At 34.9% G+C, this 20,212-nt stretch carries 20 protein-coding genes; 5 read left to right on the forward strand and 15 right to left on the reverse strand.

Annotation, left to right across the window (positions count from 1 at the left end; all coding sequences use genetic code 11):
- Positions 1 to 71: 71 nt before the first annotated feature.
- The 15 genes from CHB72_RS05245 to CHB72_RS05315 all read right to left on the reverse strand — a co-directional run bounded on the left by CHB72_RS05245 (position 72) and on the right by CHB72_RS05315 (position 13,288).
- The gene (locus tag CHB72_RS05245; protein ID WP_089281825.1) at positions 72 to 551 is read right to left on the reverse strand and encodes a protease complex subunit PrcB family protein; all 480 of its coding nucleotides are present in this window, start codon (positions 549 to 551) and stop codon (positions 72 to 74) included.
- A 154-nt stretch (positions 552 to 705) separates the two neighbouring features.
- On the reverse strand, positions 706 to 1,650 hold the full coding sequence (locus tag CHB72_RS05250) for a transketolase family protein (RefSeq protein WP_089281826.1): 945 nt from the start codon (positions 1,648 to 1,650) through the stop codon (positions 706 to 708).
- Positions 1,643 to 2,467: a transketolase gene (locus tag CHB72_RS05255; protein WP_089282042.1), complete on the reverse strand. Its 825-nt coding sequence runs from the start codon at positions 2,465 to 2,467 to the stop codon at positions 1,643 to 1,645. Before CHB72_RS05255 ends, CHB72_RS05250 begins: the two co-directional genes overlap by 8 nt.
- 175 nt (positions 2,468 to 2,642) lie before the next feature.
- The gene (locus CHB72_RS05260) at positions 2,643 to 3,506 is read right to left on the reverse strand and encodes a YitT family protein (protein ID WP_089281827.1); all 864 of its coding nucleotides are present in this window, start codon (positions 3,504 to 3,506) and stop codon (positions 2,643 to 2,645) included.
- 24 nt (positions 3,507 to 3,530) lie between these two features.
- Complete coding sequence (locus CHB72_RS05265) at positions 3,531 to 4,253, reverse strand: WecB/TagA/CpsF family glycosyltransferase (protein WP_089281828.1); 723 nt, start codon at positions 4,251 to 4,253, stop codon at positions 3,531 to 3,533.
- Entirely contained in the window at positions 4,250 to 5,347 is a 1,098-nt protein-coding gene (csaB, locus tag CHB72_RS05270) for a polysaccharide pyruvyl transferase CsaB (protein ID WP_089281829.1), read from the reverse strand. The genes CHB72_RS05265 and csaB overlap by 4 nt, the downstream gene beginning before the upstream one ends.
- Positions 5,348 to 5,409: 62 nt before the next feature.
- A complete protein-coding gene (locus tag CHB72_RS05275; protein WP_089281830.1) occupies positions 5,410 to 7,602 on the reverse strand; it encodes a DUF5693 family protein in 2,193 nt (730 codons plus the stop codon).
- Between the two features lie 144 nt (positions 7,603 to 7,746).
- Positions 7,747 to 8,811 (reverse strand): acyltransferase, encoded by a 1,065-nt coding sequence (locus CHB72_RS05280; protein WP_089281831.1) that lies wholly within the window; start codon positions 8,809 to 8,811, stop codon positions 7,747 to 7,749.
- A gap of 182 nt (positions 8,812 to 8,993) precedes the next feature.
- Positions 8,994 to 9,482 carry a hypothetical protein gene (locus tag CHB72_RS05285; RefSeq protein ID WP_089281832.1) on the reverse strand — a complete coding sequence of 163 codons (489 nt, stop codon included), beginning with the start codon at positions 9,480 to 9,482 and terminating at the stop codon, positions 8,994 to 8,996.
- Between the two features lie 146 nt (positions 9,483 to 9,628).
- Positions 9,629 to 9,988: a type II toxin-antitoxin system PemK/MazF family toxin gene (locus CHB72_RS05290; protein WP_456297865.1), complete on the reverse strand. Its 360-nt coding sequence runs from the start codon at positions 9,986 to 9,988 to the stop codon at positions 9,629 to 9,631.
- Positions 9,981 to 10,256 (reverse strand): CopG family ribbon-helix-helix protein, encoded by a 276-nt coding sequence (locus tag CHB72_RS05295; protein ID WP_089281834.1) that lies wholly within the window; start codon positions 10,254 to 10,256, stop codon positions 9,981 to 9,983. The genes CHB72_RS05290 and CHB72_RS05295 overlap by 8 nt, the downstream gene beginning before the upstream one ends.
- A 156-nt stretch (positions 10,257 to 10,412) precedes the next feature.
- Positions 10,413 to 11,585 (reverse strand): alanine racemase, encoded by a 1,173-nt coding sequence (alr, locus tag CHB72_RS05300; protein ID WP_089281835.1) that lies wholly within the window; start codon positions 11,583 to 11,585, stop codon positions 10,413 to 10,415.
- 32 nt (positions 11,586 to 11,617) lie between these two features.
- On the reverse strand, positions 11,618 to 12,250 hold the full coding sequence (locus tag CHB72_RS05305; protein WP_089281836.1) for a germination lipoprotein GerS-related protein: 633 nt from the start codon (positions 12,248 to 12,250) through the stop codon (positions 11,618 to 11,620).
- 41 nt (positions 12,251 to 12,291) lie between these two features.
- Complete coding sequence (gene acpS / locus CHB72_RS05310; RefSeq protein ID WP_089282043.1) at positions 12,292 to 12,660, reverse strand: holo-ACP synthase; 369 nt, start codon at positions 12,658 to 12,660, stop codon at positions 12,292 to 12,294.
- A gap of 10 nt (positions 12,661 to 12,670) precedes the next feature.
- Positions 12,671 to 13,288, reverse strand: coding sequence for a hypothetical protein (locus CHB72_RS05315; RefSeq protein ID WP_141131326.1), 618 nt, complete (start codon positions 13,286 to 13,288; stop codon positions 12,671 to 12,673).
- A gap of 332 nt (positions 13,289 to 13,620) precedes the next feature.
- Between CHB72_RS05315 and CHB72_RS05320 the strand changes: the two genes are divergently transcribed.
- The 5 genes from CHB72_RS05320 (at position 13,621) to hydG (ending at position 20,152) form a co-directional block, all read left to right on the forward strand.
- Entirely contained in the window at positions 13,621 to 14,610 is a 990-nt protein-coding gene (locus tag CHB72_RS05320; protein WP_089281838.1) for a hypothetical protein, read from the forward strand.
- Positions 14,611 to 14,982: 372 nt separating this feature from the next.
- Entirely contained in the window at positions 14,983 to 16,398 is a 1,416-nt protein-coding gene (locus CHB72_RS05325) for an aspartate ammonia-lyase (RefSeq protein WP_089282044.1), read from the forward strand.
- Positions 16,399 to 16,409: 11 nt separating this feature from the next.
- A complete protein-coding gene (gene hydF / locus CHB72_RS05330) occupies positions 16,410 to 17,660 on the forward strand; it encodes a [FeFe] hydrogenase H-cluster maturation GTPase HydF (protein WP_089281839.1) in 1,251 nt (416 codons plus the stop codon).
- Positions 17,661 to 17,662: 2 nt separating this feature from the next.
- The gene (hydE, locus tag CHB72_RS05335; RefSeq protein ID WP_089281840.1) at positions 17,663 to 18,727 is read left to right on the forward strand and encodes a [FeFe] hydrogenase H-cluster radical SAM maturase HydE; all 1,065 of its coding nucleotides are present in this window, start codon (positions 17,663 to 17,665) and stop codon (positions 18,725 to 18,727) included.
- Positions 18,728 to 18,754: 27 nt separating this feature from the next.
- Positions 18,755 to 20,152 carry a [FeFe] hydrogenase H-cluster radical SAM maturase HydG gene (hydG, locus tag CHB72_RS05340; RefSeq protein WP_089281841.1) on the forward strand — a complete coding sequence of 466 codons (1,398 nt, stop codon included), beginning with the start codon at positions 18,755 to 18,757 and terminating at the stop codon, positions 20,150 to 20,152.
- Positions 20,153 to 20,212: the final 60 nt, after the last annotated feature.

Consider the following 20,212-nt stretch of genomic DNA (forward strand, 5'->3'; position numbering starts at 1 on the left):
CATGTTTTGCATCTTATCCAATGAAAACACCTCTCGATTACTCGAGAGGTTAATAGACTACAGAAAATTTTTTATTCGTTATAATAAACCTTTAAATCTATTTTCTTTGGCAATTCTTTTAGATCGGTTTTAGCTACTACACAAGGATAAGTGATTACTTGAGGCACTAACTCATCGGGTTTAGGATCTTTAAACTTAGTGTGAACTATCATTCTCTCTTCTTTATCTTCTTTCAGCAGTTGAATTCTTTCAATCTCTACCCCATAACCTCCTGTTAGCTTCTCGCCTCTTGTCACAATAACATAGATATCATCATCTACCTTAGCAGCTAAAGCTCTCTCTAACATCTTATATCTGGGTAGTATCTGCTGTATTTTATCTGGAACTTGACTTTCTTCTAATACTTCGTAGCTCACGTCTTTATCACCTCTTGAAATAAACTTCGGAATAACTTTTATCGCTACTGTCACCAGTACAATAATTATGATAATGGTAATAAATAATTTCCAATTTATCTTAGGTAATTTAGGTAATTTCAATTTTTTCTTCATAATTTCTACCCCCCTTTAATTGACGCCATAAAGGCAGTCTATATAACTATGTGTATTCGTAGGGAGTACTATTTATTCAATGTTACAAGTTAAAAAACTTCAAAAAAGAAGAGAGCAGTTCATGCGTCTCTTCTTTTGGTATTCTACTTTCTATTTAAGCTTTTCTTTTTATGATTTCTTCTACAGCTTTTACCATCTCTTCCTTTGTTAATCCATATTTCTTTAACAATTCATCCGGCTTTCCAGACTCTCCAAAGGTGTCTAGGGTACCTATTCTCTTCATAGGTACAGGATAATTTTCCACAACTACCTCTGCTACAGCTGAACCTAAGCCTCCTATAACATTGTGTTCTTCCACTGTTACAATAGCTCCTGTTTCTTTTGCAGCCTTTATAATGAGTTCTTTATCGATTGGCTTTATCGTATGTATATTAATTACCCTCACAAATAAACCCTTTTCTTCTAAAATCTTGCTAGCCTCTAGAGCTTCCCCTACCATAATACCAGTAGCTATAAGAGTAGCATCCTTTCCATCCTTTAGTAAAACACCCTTACCTATTTCATATTTATAACTTTCTTCATCATTAATAATAGGCACTCCTGCTCTACCTAATCTAACATAGACAGGCCCTTCCATTTCTGCTATGGCATGAATAGCTGCTTTAGTTTCCACTGCATCAGCGGGAACAATTACCGTCATATTTGGAATTGTCCTCATGCAAGAAATATCTTCTAACGCTTGATGTGAAGCTCCATCTTCTCCTACCGTTAGACCTGCATGGGTTGCACACACCTTAACATTTAGACTAGGATATCCAATAGAATTTCGGATAATCTCGAAGGCTCTTCCAGTTGCAAACATAGCGAAGGTACTGGCAAAGGGTGTTTTTCCTGTTGTTGCTAGACCAGCAGCAGTTCCCATCATATTTTGTTCAGAAATACCCATATTAAAAAATCTTTCAGGGAAGTTTTTACTGAAGCCTGCTGTCTTCGTGGACTTAGATAAATCAGCATCAAGCACAACCACATTAGGGTTTTTCTTGCCAACCTCAATTAAAGCTTCTCCGTAGGCTTCTCTCGTAGCAATTTTTTTAGTCATTGCCTTCACCTCCTAATTCCTCTAATGCCCTTATTTTATCATCTTCTTTAGGAGCATTGCCATGCCAATCCACTGAATTTTCCATAAAGGAAACTCCTTTACCTTTAATTGTATTGGCTACAATCATGGTTGGTTTTCCCTTTGTATTTCTAGCTTCTTGAAAAGCATTAATGATTTCTTCAAGAGAATGTCCATCAATTTCTATTACATGCCAACCAAAGGCTTCAAACTTATCAACTACCGGGTGAACACCCATAACTTCAGCATTGGGTCCGTCAATCTGAAGTTTGTTATAATCTATTATAGCAGTAAGATTATCTAGTTTATGATGAGCTGATGCCATAGCAGTTTCCCATACAATACCCTCCTGTAATTCTCCATCACCTAGAAGAGCATATACTCTGTAATCTTTTTTATCAATCTTTCCTGCTAAAGCCATGCCACAGGAAGAAGAAAAACCTTGACCAAGAGACCCAGTAGACATTTCCACTCCAGGAGTACCTTTCATTTCAGGATGTCCCTGTAGCATTGCTCCCATTTTTCTAAGCTTCTTTAATTCTTCCTTAGGGAAGAATCCTTTTTCTGCTAATGCAGCATATAAAACTGGAGCAGCATGCCCTTTAGAAAGAACAAATCGATCTCGTTCTTCCCATTTTGGGTTTTGTACATCAATCTTCATTTCATGGAAATACAATACTGCCAAAATATCTGTAGCTGATAAGGATCCTCCTGGATGACCTGAACCAGCTTCATACAGCATTTCAATAATATTTCTGCGTATTGCTGTTGCTTTTTGATTTAATAAATTGCAATCAATACTCAAACGATATCCCTCCTACTTTTTTATCTTCAGTGTAGTGCTTGGACTCCCTCTTTCACAAGCGGCAGTCCAAGCACTACATCCTTGAAATAAATTTGGCTACAATTCAGATAAAAAAACTTTTTCTAGATAAACAAACCAAACTTTCGGTTGCCTACTTATGAATTAAGTCTTATTTTGCCTCTTTAAAGCCTTCTCCTAGTACTTCATGGGCGGTGGTTACCATAATAAAGGCTTTTTCATCGATTTCATACACAATTTTCTTTAGTTTTGCCACTTGTGCACGATTTACTACGCACATAAGTACATCTTTTTTGCTACCAGTATAAAGTCCTCTGGCTTCTAAGGCGGTAACACCTCTACCAATTTCTTGTATAATTCTGTCTCCAATGATGTTGGAATCTTTAGAAATGATATAAAAAGCTTTTGCATAGCTTAAACCTTCTACAATAAAATCTGCTAACTTCACAGTTATATAAAGAGCAATCACTGAATAGAGGGAAGTTTCTATGTTTTTCTCTACAACGCCTGCCGTCGCTACAACAATCAAGTCTAAAATCATCATTAGCTTAGCAGTACTTACAGTGGGAAAGTACTTATTTAAAATGGCTCCCGCTAGATCGGTTCCTCCTGTTGTACCACCAAACCGAAAAACAGCTCCCAACCCAACTCCTAGAAGAACACCTCCATATATGGCAGCTAGTAGCACATCGTGGGTAATCATTGCTCCTTCTCCAAAAATGATTAGAAATAATCGTATAAATCCAGATAAAATGAATATAGCATAGGCAGTTTTCACCCCAAAGGCTTTCCCTAATATGATTAAACCTGTAATAAATAGAGGAATGTTTATGATAAGATTTGTTATGTCAATAGGTATACCAATTAGCCCTTCAATAATGATTGCTAATCCTGTTACTCCTCCTGGAGCAATCATATTGGGTTTTAAAAAAAAGTTAAGGCTAATTGCCATTAGAGCACAGCCTATGGTAATTCCTATATATTCAATGATAGCACTATGTTTCTTATTACTCAAGGAAAATCCCTCCAAATTAAAATACTACTGTTTCACGATTACTTGGATTAAAAACTTTGGTAGGACCATCATCCGCTTCATTCTCCAAGGCTCTTTCATCAATCTATAAAACCATTCTAAACCTACTTTTTGAAAGATTACTGGTGCTCTTTTTGCCGTGCCAGCATAAATATCTACACTGCCCCCTACCCCCATTGCAATTTTACAATTCAATTGATCTTGATATCGATCAATCCATTTTTCCTGTTTAGGAGCTCCGAGGCATACAAAAAGAAGATCAGGAGCTGCTGCATTAATATCTGCAATAATCTCATTTTCATCCGCTTCCTGAAAATAGCCATGATGCAATCCAGCAATTTTAATTCCCGGATATTGCTGTTCTATGTTTTTGCATGCTATTTCTGCCGTACCAGGCTTACCTCCCAATAGATAAATAGATCTCTTCTTGTCTCCACAGTAGTTTAAAAGTCTATCCATTGTATCTACACCAGTAACTCTTTCCTTCAAACCTAATCCTTTTATCTTTGAGGCAATCAATAGACCAATACCATCTGGCAATACTAAGTCTGCTCCCTCAATAACCTTTAATAATCTCTGATCCTCCTGAGCCAGCATAACAATTTCTGGATTTGGTGTGTAGATCTTCTTTATAGAAGACCCCTCCAAAAACAATACCAATTTTTGAAAAGCCTCCTCCTGCGAAATCATGTCTATTGGTACGCCCAATATTCTAACTTGTTTTCTCATTGCTTTTCTCCTTCTTGCATAAACTTACTAAATATCTCTATGTTCATTTCCATTTTCTTATGCAAACTTTTTTTTACTCCCCTAAGCTGTTGAATATGCTCGTCTCTATGTTCAATAACAGCATCAATTGTAGACCAAAGATGTATAATATCAATTTTTTCAACGATTCCACCATTTTTTTGGTTAACTAGCTTTAAAAAGTTTTTTATTTTCGCATCATATTCCAAACCCACCATAGGCACTTCAGCAATAGCCGCAAAAATAAGAGAGTGTAACCGCATACCTAATAGAAGATCTAGTCTGCTTATCATTCCTATTATTTCCCTAGGACTATATTGAGATTCAATTATTTTAGGTGTCCCCTTCATCATAGCAGCTATTTCCCTTGATGTATCTATATCACTAGGAAATTGCATTGGAATAAAAACGACACCATAATTTCTACTCATTAAATAATCAGCGGTTTTAGCTACCACCTCTTTATAATGGGTTTGTCCCTTCCATTCTCTTACAGATATTCCTACCCATTTCTTCGTCGTTTCTATTGCTTCCTTTTGTAATATTGTTTCAACCTTTTCTTCTGATATATCTTCTAATCCAAAAGCAATATCTGCCGTTACAACAATATCCTTCTTTATACCAAGGGATTGCATATATTCCTTTGATTGATAATCCCTCACAGTAATAACATCTACTTGGTTAATAATATACTTTACAAGTTTTTTATTAGAATACCTAGTGATTGGACCGAATCCATTTCCATAGAACATCACTCTTTTTCCCATTTTCTTAGCTAAAAGAATAATCACTGAATAATAGATTAAGGATCTACTACTGGTAACGTCCTGTAATATAGAACCTCCGCCACTAATAACAACATCCGATTCTTTAATGGCTTTTATTACTTCCTTAAAGCTGTTTCTACTAACAGCGTCAATACCGTATTTCTGAAATGTATCCTTTGCCTTGTAGCTAAGAGCTGTCAGTTTTACATCTGCTAATGTCTTTTTAATTTGGTCAATAATAGCTTCTAAAATTGCTTCATCTCCTGTATTTTGAAAACCATAATAACCGAACAAAAATATTTTTTTCATCTGTTTCTTCCTCTCTTGCCCTTTCAAACTAAACAAAAGGATAGATTGTTATAAGAAAAGCCTTAGCCTTGTTCTTGTTGAAATAGATTCATTTGTTTGATTCGATAAAACAACCTTTTGGCTATTTCAAATAATAAAATGTATAAAATGCCCATGAAGATACCAAGTGCCAGCGAATACACAGTTCTAATTACAGATAAATATACAGGGGTTCTTAAATGACTGAAGGTATTTGCAATAGAGGTTTGTCCTATAATAGCAGCCAACCCTGATAAAAACATTAAACTTTTTATTTTATTTTTAGCGAAATATATACCTAGCATTAAAGCAGGAAAACCGATAAAAAACTCTTTATTTCTAGGTCTAGCCAATAGATTTTCTTCTAATATATTTCTTAGAATTAATTCAGCTGTTGAAGCTTGAATATTTGTTTCATGACCAGTTCGAGCCATATAGATATATCCAACAGCCCCTATAACTAGAGCAAAAATTACATAAATAATTTTTATATCCTCAAATAAGAAGGTTCTTATATCCTTAGTCCTTAGAGCTGGTTCTTGATTGTCAGCAGTTTTCCTCCTATATCCAAAATATGCAATATAAATTACAACAAAAGCTACTATTGGAACCATCTGACTGATTTTTACACCTCTAAAAATGTCCATTTCTAATAGATATTCAATATGAGATAAAATAGCCGCCACAAATAAACCACCTAAAAGTGATATAGCAGAAACGATGATCAAATCTCTAGCTGCATATAAAATTTGATGATATAATTTATTGTTTCGATTTTCTTTATAAAGATACTGATGACTCTTGTGGGAAAAATATAGCATTCCCAAAGTAGGAAATACCATAGCTGCTATCAATGCCATTACTTTGTCCATCAACATCGGTCTTACTACAAAGGCAGCAGGCACCATAAGCAATCCAATAGCCAATAGTCCATATTTTACTTTTCTGTTTAATTTCAACAAATAGCTTAACAATAAAATGCTGGCAGCAACAATACCCCATCCCATCAGAGTTTGCTTGGCAATTCTTACTCTTATAGGTTCCATTACACTACTTCTACCTAAAGTCATACCGTGTTCAGCAATTCTAGCCTCTAATCCCTGGAACATTTTTTCATATTCATCATAGTCAGTGATATATATAAACTGATCAAACCTGGTTGTTAATTGATCCTTTTTAAAGGGTTTAAAAAATATAAAACGTATATTTCGTTCCGTCACTGCCCTATATAAGTTATTTTCTATTTCCTCTGCACCTTCATAGTTCAAATATTCAAAATTTTCCTGAATGTAAGGCCATACAGAGAAAACCCTTACAGCATCATAATTTAAGCTTCTAACCAGTAAATTTAATCCTTCTTGTTCTATATGACTTCTTTGAACAGATGTCTCAATCATTCCTGCTTTTATATTATTCTCCAACATGTATTTTATTACTATCTCGTGATGATTAGGATAGCCTAGCACCTCTCCTCCACTAAAAATGAAAACAGGTGGCTTCATTTCATAGGTCTCAAAATCAGTTAAAACCGCTTCTATATATTTTTCCTGCATCCATTCTTTATAGGTATAGGGTCTTGGAAGTACCTTTAGACCACTTTCTTCAATAAGTCTTATTTTTCCCTCATCAAAACCTAATCCTACCTGCATTAGCTTAGATGCATAAGGTTTATGTCTTGGAGCTGATAGCTTCCCATCCATATCCACCAGGTTAAGATTATTTCTATACAATGCCTCTCTTATTGTCCCATGTAATTGTATCACAAAGTATTCTTCTCGAGATATAACCTTAAATTCTTCTGAAGAGTATCGCCCTTCTAACCCACTAAGAATAAAATCAAAAAGTTCTTGTGACTTTGTTGTCACCACAACATCATACTCGCTAATCTCTTCATTATCAATGTATTCTATTACTTCAGAGGGATAGATTTCTCTCCATCCAGCCTCCTGAAATAGCTGCCATCCCATAAATACTTCTAATTGTTGATTCTCCATCAATAGGGACTCTATGCTTTCCTCCTGCAGTCCAACATACTGTACCCCTAAACCTTTAAATTTTTCGAACCACCAACCCAATGTTTCCTCCGATTGATTTGCCATACCCTCAAATTCACTGTAGTCTAATACCACATCTACAACCTTATTATTGGATTCAACAGCAATCCTTGCACTTAAGGTGGAACCTAGTGCAAATACGCTTAAAAGGATCACCGCCAGTAAAACAACATTTTTCTTCATGAAAAGCACCTCATCAACTTATATTTTTCATTTGGAGAATATTTATATTACTTCTTAATTTTAACCGAATATCAGAGTAATATAGCTATACTTAACTTTAATACACTAAGAACTGAATTAAGCCTCATTTTATTATGATATTACTTATAGGCCCCTCTGTAAAGTAACTTTTTTTCTCTTTCTACTTTTAAAATACTGAGTAAGCTTATACTTTAAGGAACTATATAGTACTGCTAAAGGAACAACCATCCCATATACAATGATTATATTCAATAAGAATCTTCTTGTAATAGAAAGCATTCCCAAATTCGTCAAAAATTTTTCTGAAACAAAAATTGCAAGAGGGTGACTCAAATATATATAGTAGGAAGCTTTGCTAATTTTTTTTAATGCCCCATACAACACACTATTTTCTTTAGTAGCTATCTGGTAAGCTACTAAAGAATAGAACATGATGGCTATAAGACAAAAGCTAAACCAGGTTAATTCTATCGTGAAATTATCTATTGATCTTTCTAATCCATAATATTGATAAAACTGGTATCCATAATAACAACTTATACTAATATAACCAGCCGTAATTAAATACTTATATTTCAATAGTTTTTCTCTAATGATATCTATATACATAGCAGTATAGCAGCCTAAACCAAAGTAAAATGCATATCTGGCAAAAAAGCGATCTGCATAAGGAAATCGAACATATTTTACAGTAAAAATACTAATGGCTAATAGAAAAATAAGAATGTAGTTATGATTAAATCGTTTAAAAATATATAGAAATACTCCAAATAACAGATAAAACTGCAAGATCGTTAGTATGAAATATAAATGATAGCTCATGTCTGCTAGTAAAAGGTTTTCTATAAGAAAATCCCATGAAAAAATATAATAGCCTTGATCAATAAAGTATTTATAATATATAAGACTCCATAAAAAATAAGGAATTAATGTTGCAGAAAACCTCTTTTTTAGAAAGCTAAAATAATGGAAAGTCTTATCCTTATAGCTATAAAACATTGTTAACCCGCTTAAAAAAATAAATGTCGGTGTTGTAAATTTAACACTACGATTCAATAAAGAGAATATCTTCATGTGTATGCTATCACTTTGCAAAGTGGATACTGGGATAGCCGAAATATGCACCAAAACCACTGCTAAGCAGGCAATCCCTCTTAATATATTTGCTTCATTTATTTGTTTTTTCATATGAATCACCCTACCTATATCAAATTTTGGTATAGAGGTTCTCTAATGCGCTCATGAATTTTAGCGAAACCGTAGCTCGTGTGTATTAAAATTTAAGTACAGAGGCGCATATCCATAGTGCAATAAAAAGACTTCCTTATTATATAATGGGAAGTCTAAAAAATCCGATAATTATCACCCTGTTATTCCTCTACTCTATAGGAACCTCTAACCATTAAAATTACATGATCGTCCAAAGCCCTAACTCCTCTACCATCACTCTTAGGCACAATGTGTAAATTGTTAGGAAGAATGGTTTGATTTTTTTGAATATCTCTTCCAGCTGTTACATTGGCAAGACCTCCACTAGGACTATCTATTGCCACAGCACTACCACCCCGCAAGATAATTTCTGCTCCTTCATCGGCAATCAATTTTTCACCAGTTTTTAAAGAAACAATATCAATACTAGTCCCTGTTGAAGCTCCCCCATTAGATTGAGGTGATGAAACTTTTTCATCTATATAAAACTTTAACTGCTCCATACGTTGCTCTACATAGGATAACGTAACGATAGGATCCTCACTAGATCCCGGTTCCTTTGTATTAGCATATACAACTTGTCCAATGATAACTAACCCAATAAGCACCATTATCAATGTAAGTATTGGTAATTTTTTAAACTTTGCCATTTTCTTCATCCCCCCTGTTTCTTGAGTAGCTAATTAGGTAATATAATTCATTATTATACTATATATTACCTATGAATGGAAGTTCTATAATAGCGTCCCTATATTAAAATCAGCATTGAAAAAGACTTAAGTAAGTGTCTTAAGTCTTAAAAATCTACTAATCCTAAGCTTATATATAATGCTTCATTTACCTTCATCATCATCTCGTCATCTAAATGTCCAATTTTTTCCTCCAGCCTTTTTTTATCTATTGTTCTAATCTGTTCCAATAATATTACCGAATCCTTTGTTAAACCATATTCTGAGGCTTCTATTTCCACATGTGTCGGGAGCTTTGCTTTATTAATTTGAGAGGTGATAGCAGTCACAATAATAGTAGGGCTGTAGCGATTTCCGATATCATTTTGCACCACTAAAACAGGTCTTACTCCTCCCTGTTCAGACCCGATTACTGGACTTAAATCTGCATAATATATATCGCCTCTTTTAACCACCAAGTTACTCACACTCCGCTATTTCCGCCTCATAATTTTCTAATGAGGATACGTCTAGGCTTAAGCCTACTTCTGCAAGTGCCAGATTGATTGAAGCCATTTCTTGATAACCCTTCTTCATTTTTTCTCTTAGCTTAATTTTATTCTTCTCTCGAATAAATAATTTCATAGCCTCCCTTACAAACTCACTTCTATTGGTTTGTTCCATGGAAACTATAAAATCTACCTCTTTAAGAAGACTTTCAGGAAGACTTATCATTATCCTTTTAGAATCAGCCATCTTGCACCTCCAGAATTAACAATCTATTTCCGTTAAGAGTATATATGATTTCTCTAAAAGTTATATACTCTTATATATCAATCATTATATATTATTTACTATAAGTGTGTCAATGTTACTAATAAATTATGCAAGGACATTAAAAAACATTCAAGATTATTTTAACAAATTATCTTTTATGTGCACAAAGTTATTATTTTCCACATAGACTCTAGGAACTCGTTTCCCAACCATACATACAATCTCATAATTAATGGTATCTAGCTTAGCAGCTACGTCATCTATAGTGTTAAGACTCCTTGGATCATTGCTAAAGAGAGTTACTTCATCGCCTCGCTTTATGTTTAACCCTGTAGCATCTGCCATACATTGGTCCATGCAAATTCGTCCTACAATTGGAATCTTTTTACCCTTTGCAATAATCTCTGCCTTGTCCGTCAACATCCTAGTAAATCCATCGGCGTAGCCTATAGGTAATGTAATAATTTTTCTTTCTCCATTGGTTTTATACTTTAACCCATAACTTACTCCTCTATCGGCAGGAAGAGTTTTCACATGGGAAACCTTTGCCTTCAGCTCCATCACTTGCTTTAATTCTACTGCATCTTTGTTAACATCTGGTGAAGGATATAACCCATACAACATAATTCCAGCTCTTACCATGTCTAAATTCATATCTGGCAAGTCAATAATTGCAGCACTGTTAGAAACATGTTTAATAGGTATAGTATATCCATCTTTTTCTAATGCATTTACTAATAGCATAAACTGCTTAAACTGTTCATAGGTAACGGTTTTATCTGTTTCATCAGCCACAGCAAAATGTGTAAAGATACCTTCTACATTTATATTAGGTAGTTGAATTATTTTTTTTATTTCTTCTATAGACTCTTCATTCACCTGAAAGCCTAGCCTAGACATACCAGTATCTATCTTAAGATGAATGGTCATTTCTTTTCCTTGTTCCACAGCTAATTGAGAGAAATATTCAGCCTGTTGAAGAGAGTATAGCGTTTGAATAATATTATAATCTAATACGTCCTTCCCTTGTGTTTCCGTTGTATATCCTAAAACCATTAGAGGTACTTCATATCCTGCTTCTCTTAACTCTATGGCTTCTGATAAAGTTGCTACTGCTAATCTATCTGCTCCATTTTCTAAGAGAGTTTTAGCAATAACAGTTGCTCCATGACCATAACCATCTGCTTTTATTACTGCACATACTAAAGTATTATTTTTTACTACTCTTCTTACCTCTTGAATGTTATGCTTTAGGTTGTTCAAATTAATTTCTGCCCATACAGGCCTTAGGTTATCTTTTGTTAGCATTTAAGAATACCTCCTCTTCGATTTATATTGATTTATCTTTCCTCATCCATCAAGTGAAATAAGTTATCTTCTAATTTAGGATTATATTCAAAATTCTCATAGTAAACCCTAAAACAAACACTATTTTTTTCATCATATACATATAATTTTACTGGCACTTTTTGTTTTTTATCAACCCATAGTTTTTGATGGTCAAAATAATAATTTCCTCCAGGTATTTTTGTTTCCATCACAAGATAATCTTCTCCTTCAAAGGACTCAATCTCAAATTTAGATTCCTTAGAAGTAACATAATTTCTTAGAAAATATCCTATAAACATAAGCTGCTCTGGAGATTGTTGGAAATTATCTATTCTCCAAGTTTGATTGATAGCAGGATGTCGTAACCATGCTGTTTTGCCATTATAAAGAGTTAAGTTTCCCTTTAAACCTTCAGGCGACAAAACCTCTAGCCTATACTGATTAGGGCCTTTGAAGGATTGCTGAAAAATATATTCTCTCTCCTGATCCTGATTAATTACTTGAATCTTTGCTATGCATTGATAACTCTCCATTGTACTTAGTTTCTTTTGTATTTCATAGTATACTTCTTCATTGGTAGGTTGTTTACACGCCACTAAGATAAGTAGTAGTCCTAATAGAATGATAACCTTCCAATATTTCAATTTAAATCCTCCCTTTTCCATTTTCACAAAAACAACAGCAGTTATATGGCTATCGCCTGGGCTACAGCGTATTCCTTACTATGAGATATAGATAAATGTATATCCTTTATATTTTTACTATATGCAATATTCCTAGCATTATTATGTAATTTTATAAAGGGCTTCCCCATAGCATCTTTTTTTACTTCGATATCTTTCCACTGTATATTACGAATTCCTGTTCCTAAAGCTTTAGCCGTTGCCTCCTTTGCAGCAAAAAAACCTGCTATTGTATTATAGCGATAATTTCTTTCTTCAAATAATTTGATCTCCTCTACTGTAAAAATTTTTTCGATAAATCTTTGGTTTTTTTTGACAGCCCTCTCAATACGGCTTATCTCTATAATATCAATTCCTGAGCCTTTAATCATCTTTTTACCTCTATTCTTCCAAAAAAAGTACATCCAATTTTTCCATTTCCTTATGACCAATAACCGTATGTAAAAAGGAATATAGCTTTTCATTTTTTTTCTCTAGCTCATCCTTTTCATCCCTTAAGTTCCCTAACTTTTCTCTAAGTTCCTCAATCTCTTGATCCACCGCAAGTAGTTTATCGTGACCAATTGTAATGTCTTTATAAACAATGACAATCGTCTCCTTTAACAACGCTAGATTTACTCTCTCAATTTCCCTGGAATAATCTTGGGTTTTATCCATAATTTCATCAATAATCTCATTTACCTTCGTAATTTCTTCTTTACATTTCTCTAATTCTGGCAGGACATCTTCTTTTCCCTGTCTATTTAATAAATCTGATAAATATATAATCTTATTCATCAGCTTTGTCTTATATTGCTTATTATTGTTTAATTGCCTTAGCGATTCTTTTTCCTCATTGATTAAATCCTCTAATTGTTTACTGAAGAATTGAATTGTTTTATTAGTATGACTACTAGCAATAATATTTTTCCACTCCTTATCTTTGATTAGGACTGGAACTCGATTCTTCTTTATTATCTTTTCATCTACCTCAATATCTGTATTTTTTCTGAAAAGCATATTCATCCTCTTCTCCTTTAAAATCCCTTTTATCCTTCGAAATAAATTGAGCTACAATGATTTACTTGTTACTAATTTATTCGTTACTTACCTATAGAATCCTTCTAGTCATTTTATACTATTTTTTCCTATTATTCCAATCAGTAATCTTTTATCTTCGGTATATTGCTTTAAGCCTGGCGCTTTCACTTATGATAAGCAGGAGATTAAGCACTACATCCTCGAAATAAATTCAGTTACTATTTAGTGAAAGTTAAAACTCCTTCTGAATTAAGTTTCATTTTGTGTTATGTTTTAAAAGATTATGGAAAAAATATTATAGAGGTGATATGATGATAAACAAGATACTTAGAACAAGGTTCTGCTTTCTCATAATTCTTTTATTCGTTTTTATGGTATTCTTTACCGCCTGTAATACCAGTCCCAAAAAACCACAAGAGGAGCAGGGAGGAAATAAGCCTCCTGAGGTGCCAGAGGTTCTTGTGGAAATGGAATCAGAGATACTGGAAACAATGTATGATATTGATGCTATTAAAGGTATTGAAATGGCCATTGAGGAAAAAGAAAAAGAGGAGTTACCCACTACCCCTCAAGCAGCAGAAATTGAAGTAGAAACTGAAGGTGAGCTTGAACCTGAGGTAAATGTACAGCAGCCTCAGCAGGAGAAAGCTGGAAATGGGCAAAAACTAAGGATGGCAATTGAAGAAGAACAAATTATTGTTCCTCTGCTGAAGGAAGAAGAAATTGAAGGCACTACTGCTGAAATGTCGGAGCCTCCTGAAGCGATAGATGAGGTTTGGTTTGAAATTGGCCATAAAATAGAATCTTTCCATAAAAAATGGAACGTTTTAGAGGCAGATTTGCGGGATGTTCATGCTCCGCAGGATCAAATCGATAAATTTGAAGAGACTCTTATAGAGGCTTCTGAGGCAATGATGCAGAAAGACGTAGTAAGCAGTTTATTCGCTCTTAACAATCTTACCAGCTATTTAGCTAATTTTAGAAATTCCTTTACTTCTAAAGTACCAGGTCCAGTATATAAAATGAAATATCATATTCGTCAAAGCGTTCTCTATGCTCATGAGGAGAAATATGAAAATGCTCAGGAGCATATTGATAAAGCAAAAGAGCTAAAAAATGGAATGCAACAGCAATTAGCAGAAAAAGATGCTCAACATACAGCTGAGAAGTTTGATCTCTCTATCGCAGATTTAGAAAAGCAGATTGCTGCAGAAAACTTTGATTTGATACAGACAAATGCCGCAGTAGTTATTAAAAATATTATACTAATACAGGATACCTTTAAGGGTAGTATGAAATAGCAGGAAGCCTTTGTACATCAACATGATTTGATTTTTTGAAATATAGATAGGAGAAGGATATATAAATTGTCTTTATATATCCTTCTCCTAGTTAAGTTTTTGTTTGATTTTTATTCTAGTTTTTGATATAATTTTATCAAATAAAATATTCTAGTTTCTGAGGTAGAAATCTTATATTTCTACCAAGGAATCTTTTTTCAACATCTGAACTAAGGGATTATCAGTACCTGAGGGGAGGGAAAGGAAAATAATTGCTACATAACTATGTTTACCTTAGTTAAGTATACCCTTTTCTTCTTGTAGAAAAGGGTTTTTTATTTGCATTCCTCCCTTTCTAGCTCAACTCTATATCAAGAAAGGCAGGCGAAAGAAATGTATTCCAATCATGAGGAGTCTTATCGTATTGAAAAAGACTTTTTAGGAGAAATATCTATGCCGAAGGATGCCTATTACGGGATCCATACCCAAAGGGCTGCAGAAAACTTTTCAATAAGTAATAAAAGCACCAATCTCCACTTGATTCATGCCATTGTGGTAGTGAAAAAAGCCGCAGCTATGACCCATTTGAAGTTAGGAAATCTTTCTCCAACTATAGCTAATGCTATCATTGCAACCTGTAATGAAATATTGCAGGGGGCTCTTTCTGACCAATTTATCCTAGACCCACTTCAAGGGGGAGCAGGCACCTCAACCCATATGAATGTTAATGAAGTAATAACAAACCGAGCATTGGAACTGTTAGGCCATGATAAAGGCAACTACCAAATAATACATCCCCTCCATCATGTCAATCTCTCTCAATCCACCAATGATGTATATCCTACTGCCTTGAGAATTGCTGCAATTCGTTTATTACGTCCCCTTAGTGAAGCATGTGCAGAACTGCAGAATAGTTTACAGTTAAAGGAAAATCGATACGAACATACCATTAAACTAGCTCGAACCCAGCTAATGGATGCTTTACCTATGATGGTTGGCCAAAGCTTTGGAGCCTATGCTCAAGCAATAGCCAGGGATCGATGGCGCCTTTATAAGGTAGAAGAAAGATTAAGACAAATCAATATTGGAGGCACTGCCATCGGTACAGGCATGAATGCTAGTTTGAAATATATTTATACCATCACGGATATTTTACAGGACATAACAGAACTAGGACTTGCACGGAGTGAGTTTCCTATGGATATTACTCAAAACATGGATGTATTCGTAGAAGTTTCTGGGCTACTAAAATCTGCTGCCACTAACCTTTTTAAAGTTGCCAGTGACTTACGGTTACTGAACTCAGGTCCCAAAGGTGGTATTGGGGAAATCACTTTGCCTTCTGTACAGGTGGGTTCCTCTATTATGTCCGGTAAGGTAAATCCTGTTATGGCTGAAATGGTATGCCAAATGGCTATGAAGGTTATGTCTAATGATTATGCCGTTACCTTAGCTTCAATGAACGGTCAGCTGGAGCTTAATGCTTTTACTCCTCTAATTACTGATGCACTTCTAGAATCTCTGGAAATCATGACAAAGGCCATTGTTCTATTTAAAGAAAAGTGTATAGATAACATTGTAGTTAATGAAGAAGTATGTAAAAAGCATCTATCAGAATCCTGTGCTATAGCGACGGCATTAGTCCATCATATAGGCCATGATTATGCTTCAGAATTAGTAAAGAAAGCTCAAGAGGAAAGCAAAGATATCGTAACTGTTTTAAAAGAAGAAAAAATACTGTCTGAAGAAGATATCGAAAAGATTTTAGACCCTTATGAAATTACTAAGCCTGGCATTCCAGGAATATAAGGAGGTACACTATGAGTATGAACCAAACCCCCCGCTCTAACCGTATTCACATTGCTCTTTTCGGCAATAGAAATGCTGGCAAATCCAGTATTATCAATGCTCTTACTGGCCAAAACATTGCTATTGTTTCAGACGTTAAGGGTACCACTACAGATCCAGTTTATAAAACCATGGAGCTTTTACCAGTAGGGCCTGTTGTTTTCATTGATACTGCTGGTCTAGATGATGAAGGAGAATTAGGTCAACTACGAAAAGAAAAATCCTTTGAAGTTTTAAACAAAACCGATATCGCTTTAATTTTAATTGACGCCACCATCGGGATAACTTCTTATGATAAGGAAATTGTAAAGCTAGTAAAATCCAAAGAAATTCCTATCCAAGGTATTCTAAATAAAATAGATCTTCAATCGGCGGATAAAGAAGAATTACAGGTTTTAGAAACCTCATTAGGTATCCCCTTTATATCGGTCTCTGCTTCAACTGGTGAAAATATTTCTTTATTGAAAAAGGCAATTATTAAAATTGCCCCCAATGAGGAAGATAAATTTAAAATCGTAGGGGACCTTGTTTCTTCTGGGGATTTTGTTATATTAGTAATACCCATCGATAAAGCTGCTCCTAAGGGACGCCTCATTCTACCACAGCAACAAACTATAAGGGATATTTTAGAATGCGATGCCATTACAATTGTTACAAAGGAATATGAGTTGCGAGATACCCTAGAAAATCTTGGAAAAAAACCTGCCTTAGTGATAACAGATTCTCAAGCTTTTTTAAAGGTAGCAGCAGATACTCCAAAAGACATTCCTTTAACCTCCTTTTCCATCTTATTCGCTAGACATAAGGGTGATTTAGCTGAATTAGTAAAGGGAGCTAAATCCATTGAAACTCTTCAAAATGGCGATAGTATCTTGGTGGCTGAAGCCTGTACACATCATCAGCAGGCAGACGATATTGCCCATGTCAAAATTCCTCGATGGATTAGACAGTTGACAGGAAAAAATTTAAACTTTGAATACTGTGCAGGAACACAATTTCCTAGAGATTTGCAAAAATACAAACTAATTATCCACTGTGGTGGTTGTATGCTGAATCGTCGTGCTATGGTTTATAGAATTTCTCAGGCTGTTGAAGCGGGAATTCCTATTGTCAATTATGGTGTCTTAATAGCCCATGTTCAGGGGATTTTAGAACGAGTTATTTCTCCTTTCCCACAGGTAAAGATGCTGTGGGAAGAAAATGAGTCTGTGATGGGAGGATAAAAATGAGTAAAGAATTAATAGAAAGGCTTTATAGGGATCATTATTTGACAAGGGAGGAATTAGTAGCACTAATCAATCACTTAGATGATGAAGGTAAAAAACTGCTGTTCCACTATAGTTTACAAACGAAAATCCGTCATTACGGTAAAAAAGTATTTATGCGGGGTCTTATTGAGTTTTCAAATTATTGTAAACAAGACTGTCTTTACTGCGGTATTCGAGCTTCTAATAAAAAAGTAGAACGTTATCGCCTTTCTATTAATGAAATCCTCCAGTGTTGTAATGAGGGATACCGTCTGGGTTATAGAACCTTTGTACTACAAAGCGGAGAGGATTTTTGGTATGGAGAAGATAAGTTAATAAGTATTGTAAAAAAAATTAAGGGAATGTTTCCTGATACTGCTGTTACCCTTTCTATTGGTGAAAGAGGCAAAACAGTCTATCAAAAACTGTTTGAAGCTGGTACAGATCGTTTCCTGCTAAGACATGAAACTGCATCAAAGAGTTTGTATGAAAAGCTTCACCCTACTATGGACTTCAAAAACAGAAGAACTTCTTTGAATACATTAAAGAAAATTGGATACCAAGTAGGGGCAGGTTTTATGGTTGGATTACCAGGTCAAACAGCCGAAGACTTAGCAGAAGATCTGCATTTTCTGAAGGAGTTAAGCCCTGATATGATTGGTATAGGCCCCTTTATCCCTCATGGAGAAACTCCTTTAAGGGATGCTGTAGGAGGTTCCTTAGAGGACACACTAGTCATGGTGGCTTTAGCTCGATTAATGATTCCCGAAGCCTTACTTCCTGCCACCACTGCACTGGGAACCTTAGATCCAAATGGTAGAGAAAAAGCGATTTTAGCTGGTGCTAATGTTGTAATGCCAAATCTTTCTCCGACAAAGGTAAGGCCTCTTTATGAACTCTATGAAAACAAAATTTGTACCGGCGATGAACCCGCCCATTGTAGAGGTTGTATAGAGCAAAGGATTACTTCCACAGGTATGGAGGTGGATTTAGGCAGAGGAGATAGCATTCAATTCCAGAAGAACAATTCTAAATTTGCTTAAAAAATATTAAAAAGGAGATTTTATAAAATGAATAATAGGCAAAAAGCTGATTTTATAAAGGATGAAATAATTGATTCTCTACTGAAGGCTGGTGGAGGAAAAACCATTGATGAAATAAAAAAAATTATTACAAAAGGAAAGTCAGGCTTAGGGCTTACACTAGAGGAAGTAGCTGCTTTATTAGAAATAACAGAGCCCCAATTAGAGGAAGAGCTTTATCAAGCAGCGGCTCAAGTTAAGGAGGACATCTATGGTAGACGAATTGTTATTTTCGCTCCCCTCTATGTATCCAATTATTGTGTTAACAGTTGCCTTTATTGTGGCTATAAATGTAGCAATGAAATAGAGAGAAAAAGATTAACTCCCGATGAAATTGCCAAGGAAATAGAAATTGTCGTTGGTATGGGTCATAAGCGTATTGCATTAGAAGCAGGAGAAGATCCCATAAATTGCTCTATCGATTATATTACTGATACTATGCAACATATATATAGTCAAAAGTTTGATAAGGGAGAGATCCGCCGTATTAATGTAAACATTGCTGCTACTACAGTATCGGATTATAGAAAGCTTAAAGCAGCTGGAGTAGGTACCTATATACTCTTTCAAGAAACCTATCATCAAGAAACCTATCGTAGAATTCATCCCTCTGGACCAAAGGGAGATTACCATTACCATACCACTGCCATGGACAGAGCAATGGCGGGGGGAATTGATGACGTTGGTATAGGTGCACTGTTTGGTTTGTATGATTATAAATATGAGGTAATGGGTTTAATGCTTCATACGAAACATCTTGAAGATACTTTTGGAGTAGGACCCCATACCATTTCTGTACCTAGAATAAGACCTGCAAATGATGTAAAGCTTAAAGATTATCCCTATTTAGTTTCTGATAATGATTTTAAGCGCATTGTTGCTATACTGCGACTAGCAGTGCCCTATACTGGCATTATCTTGTCAACCAGGGAGGAACCTAGTTTTAGAGAAGAAGTGATCAAGCTGGGTGTTTCGCAAATTAGTGCCGGTTCATGTACAGGAGTAGCTGGCTATAAAGCTTTTGTAGAAGGCAAGTCTAATCCTCAGTTTGAAGTAGCTGACCATAGAAGTCCTAATGAAATCATAAAATCCTTATGTGAACAAAACTATCTTCCTAGCTATTGTACCGCCTGCTACCGTACTGGCCGTACTGGTGATAGATTTATGGAGTTTGCCAAAAGCAAGGAAATCCATAATCTATGTTATCCAAATGCTATTTTAACCTTTAAGGAGTATTTAGAGGATTATGGAGATGAATCATTACAGGAAATAGGTACTAAAACAATTGAAACCAATCTGAAAAATATTCCTAATCATAGCATCAAACATAAGACTATAGAAAAATTAAAGCAAATCGAAGCGGGAGAAAGGGATTTATTTCTTTAGATTATCTCTATTTTTAAAAGCCATCTTTAGAATTTTGAAAATTCCACAGATGGCTTTTAT

Origin of the sequence: Anaerovirgula multivorans (assembly GCF_900188145.1) — a bacterium.
Lineage (GTDB): Bacteria > Bacillota > Clostridia > Peptostreptococcales > Natronincolaceae > Anaerovirgula > Anaerovirgula multivorans.

Excerpts from the sequence above, each read along its gene's own strand:
- hydE (WP_089281840.1), top strand. The coding sequence starts at position 17,663 with ATGAGTAAAGAATTAATAGAAAGGCTTTATAGGGATCATTATTTGACA.
- CHB72_RS05325 (WP_089282044.1), top strand. The coding sequence starts at position 14,983 with ATGTATTCCAATCATGAGGAGTCTTATCGTATTGAAAAAGACTTTTTA.
- CHB72_RS05275 (WP_089281830.1), bottom strand. The coding sequence starts at position 7,602 with ATGAAGAAAAATGTTGTTTTACTGGCGGTGATCCTTTTAAGCGTATTT.
- CHB72_RS05320 (WP_089281838.1), top strand. The coding sequence starts at position 13,621 with ATGATAAACAAGATACTTAGAACAAGGTTCTGCTTTCTCATAATTCTT.
- CHB72_RS05315 (WP_141131326.1), bottom strand. The coding sequence starts at position 13,288 with ATGCTTTTCAGAAAAAATACAGATATTGAGGTAGATGAAAAGATAATA.
- hydF (WP_089281839.1), top strand. The coding sequence starts at position 16,410 with ATGAGTATGAACCAAACCCCCCGCTCTAACCGTATTCACATTGCTCTT.
- CHB72_RS05245 (WP_089281825.1), bottom strand. The coding sequence starts at position 551 with ATGAAGAAAAAATTGAAATTACCTAAATTACCTAAGATAAATTGGAAA.
- alr (WP_089281835.1), bottom strand. The coding sequence starts at position 11,585 with ATGCTAACAAAAGATAACCTAAGGCCTGTATGGGCAGAAATTAATTTG.
- CHB72_RS05285 (WP_089281832.1), bottom strand. The coding sequence starts at position 9,482 with ATGGCAAAGTTTAAAAAATTACCAATACTTACATTGATAATGGTGCTT.
- csaB (WP_089281829.1), bottom strand. The coding sequence starts at position 5,347 with ATGAAAAAAATATTTTTGTTCGGTTATTATGGTTTTCAAAATACAGGA.
- CHB72_RS05250 (WP_089281826.1), bottom strand. The coding sequence starts at position 1,650 with ATGACTAAAAAAATTGCTACGAGAGAAGCCTACGGAGAAGCTTTAATT.
- acpS (WP_089282043.1), bottom strand. The coding sequence starts at position 12,660 with ATGATTAAAGGCTCAGGAATTGATATTATAGAGATAAGCCGTATTGAG.
- CHB72_RS05280 (WP_089281831.1), bottom strand. The coding sequence starts at position 8,811 with ATGAAAAAACAAATAAATGAAGCAAATATATTAAGAGGGATTGCCTGC.
- CHB72_RS05295 (WP_089281834.1), bottom strand. The coding sequence starts at position 10,256 with ATGGCTGATTCTAAAAGGATAATGATAAGTCTTCCTGAAAGTCTTCTT.
- CHB72_RS05265 (WP_089281828.1), bottom strand. The coding sequence starts at position 4,253 with ATGAGAAAACAAGTTAGAATATTGGGCGTACCAATAGACATGATTTCG.
- hydG (WP_089281841.1), top strand. The coding sequence starts at position 18,755 with ATGAATAATAGGCAAAAAGCTGATTTTATAAAGGATGAAATAATTGAT.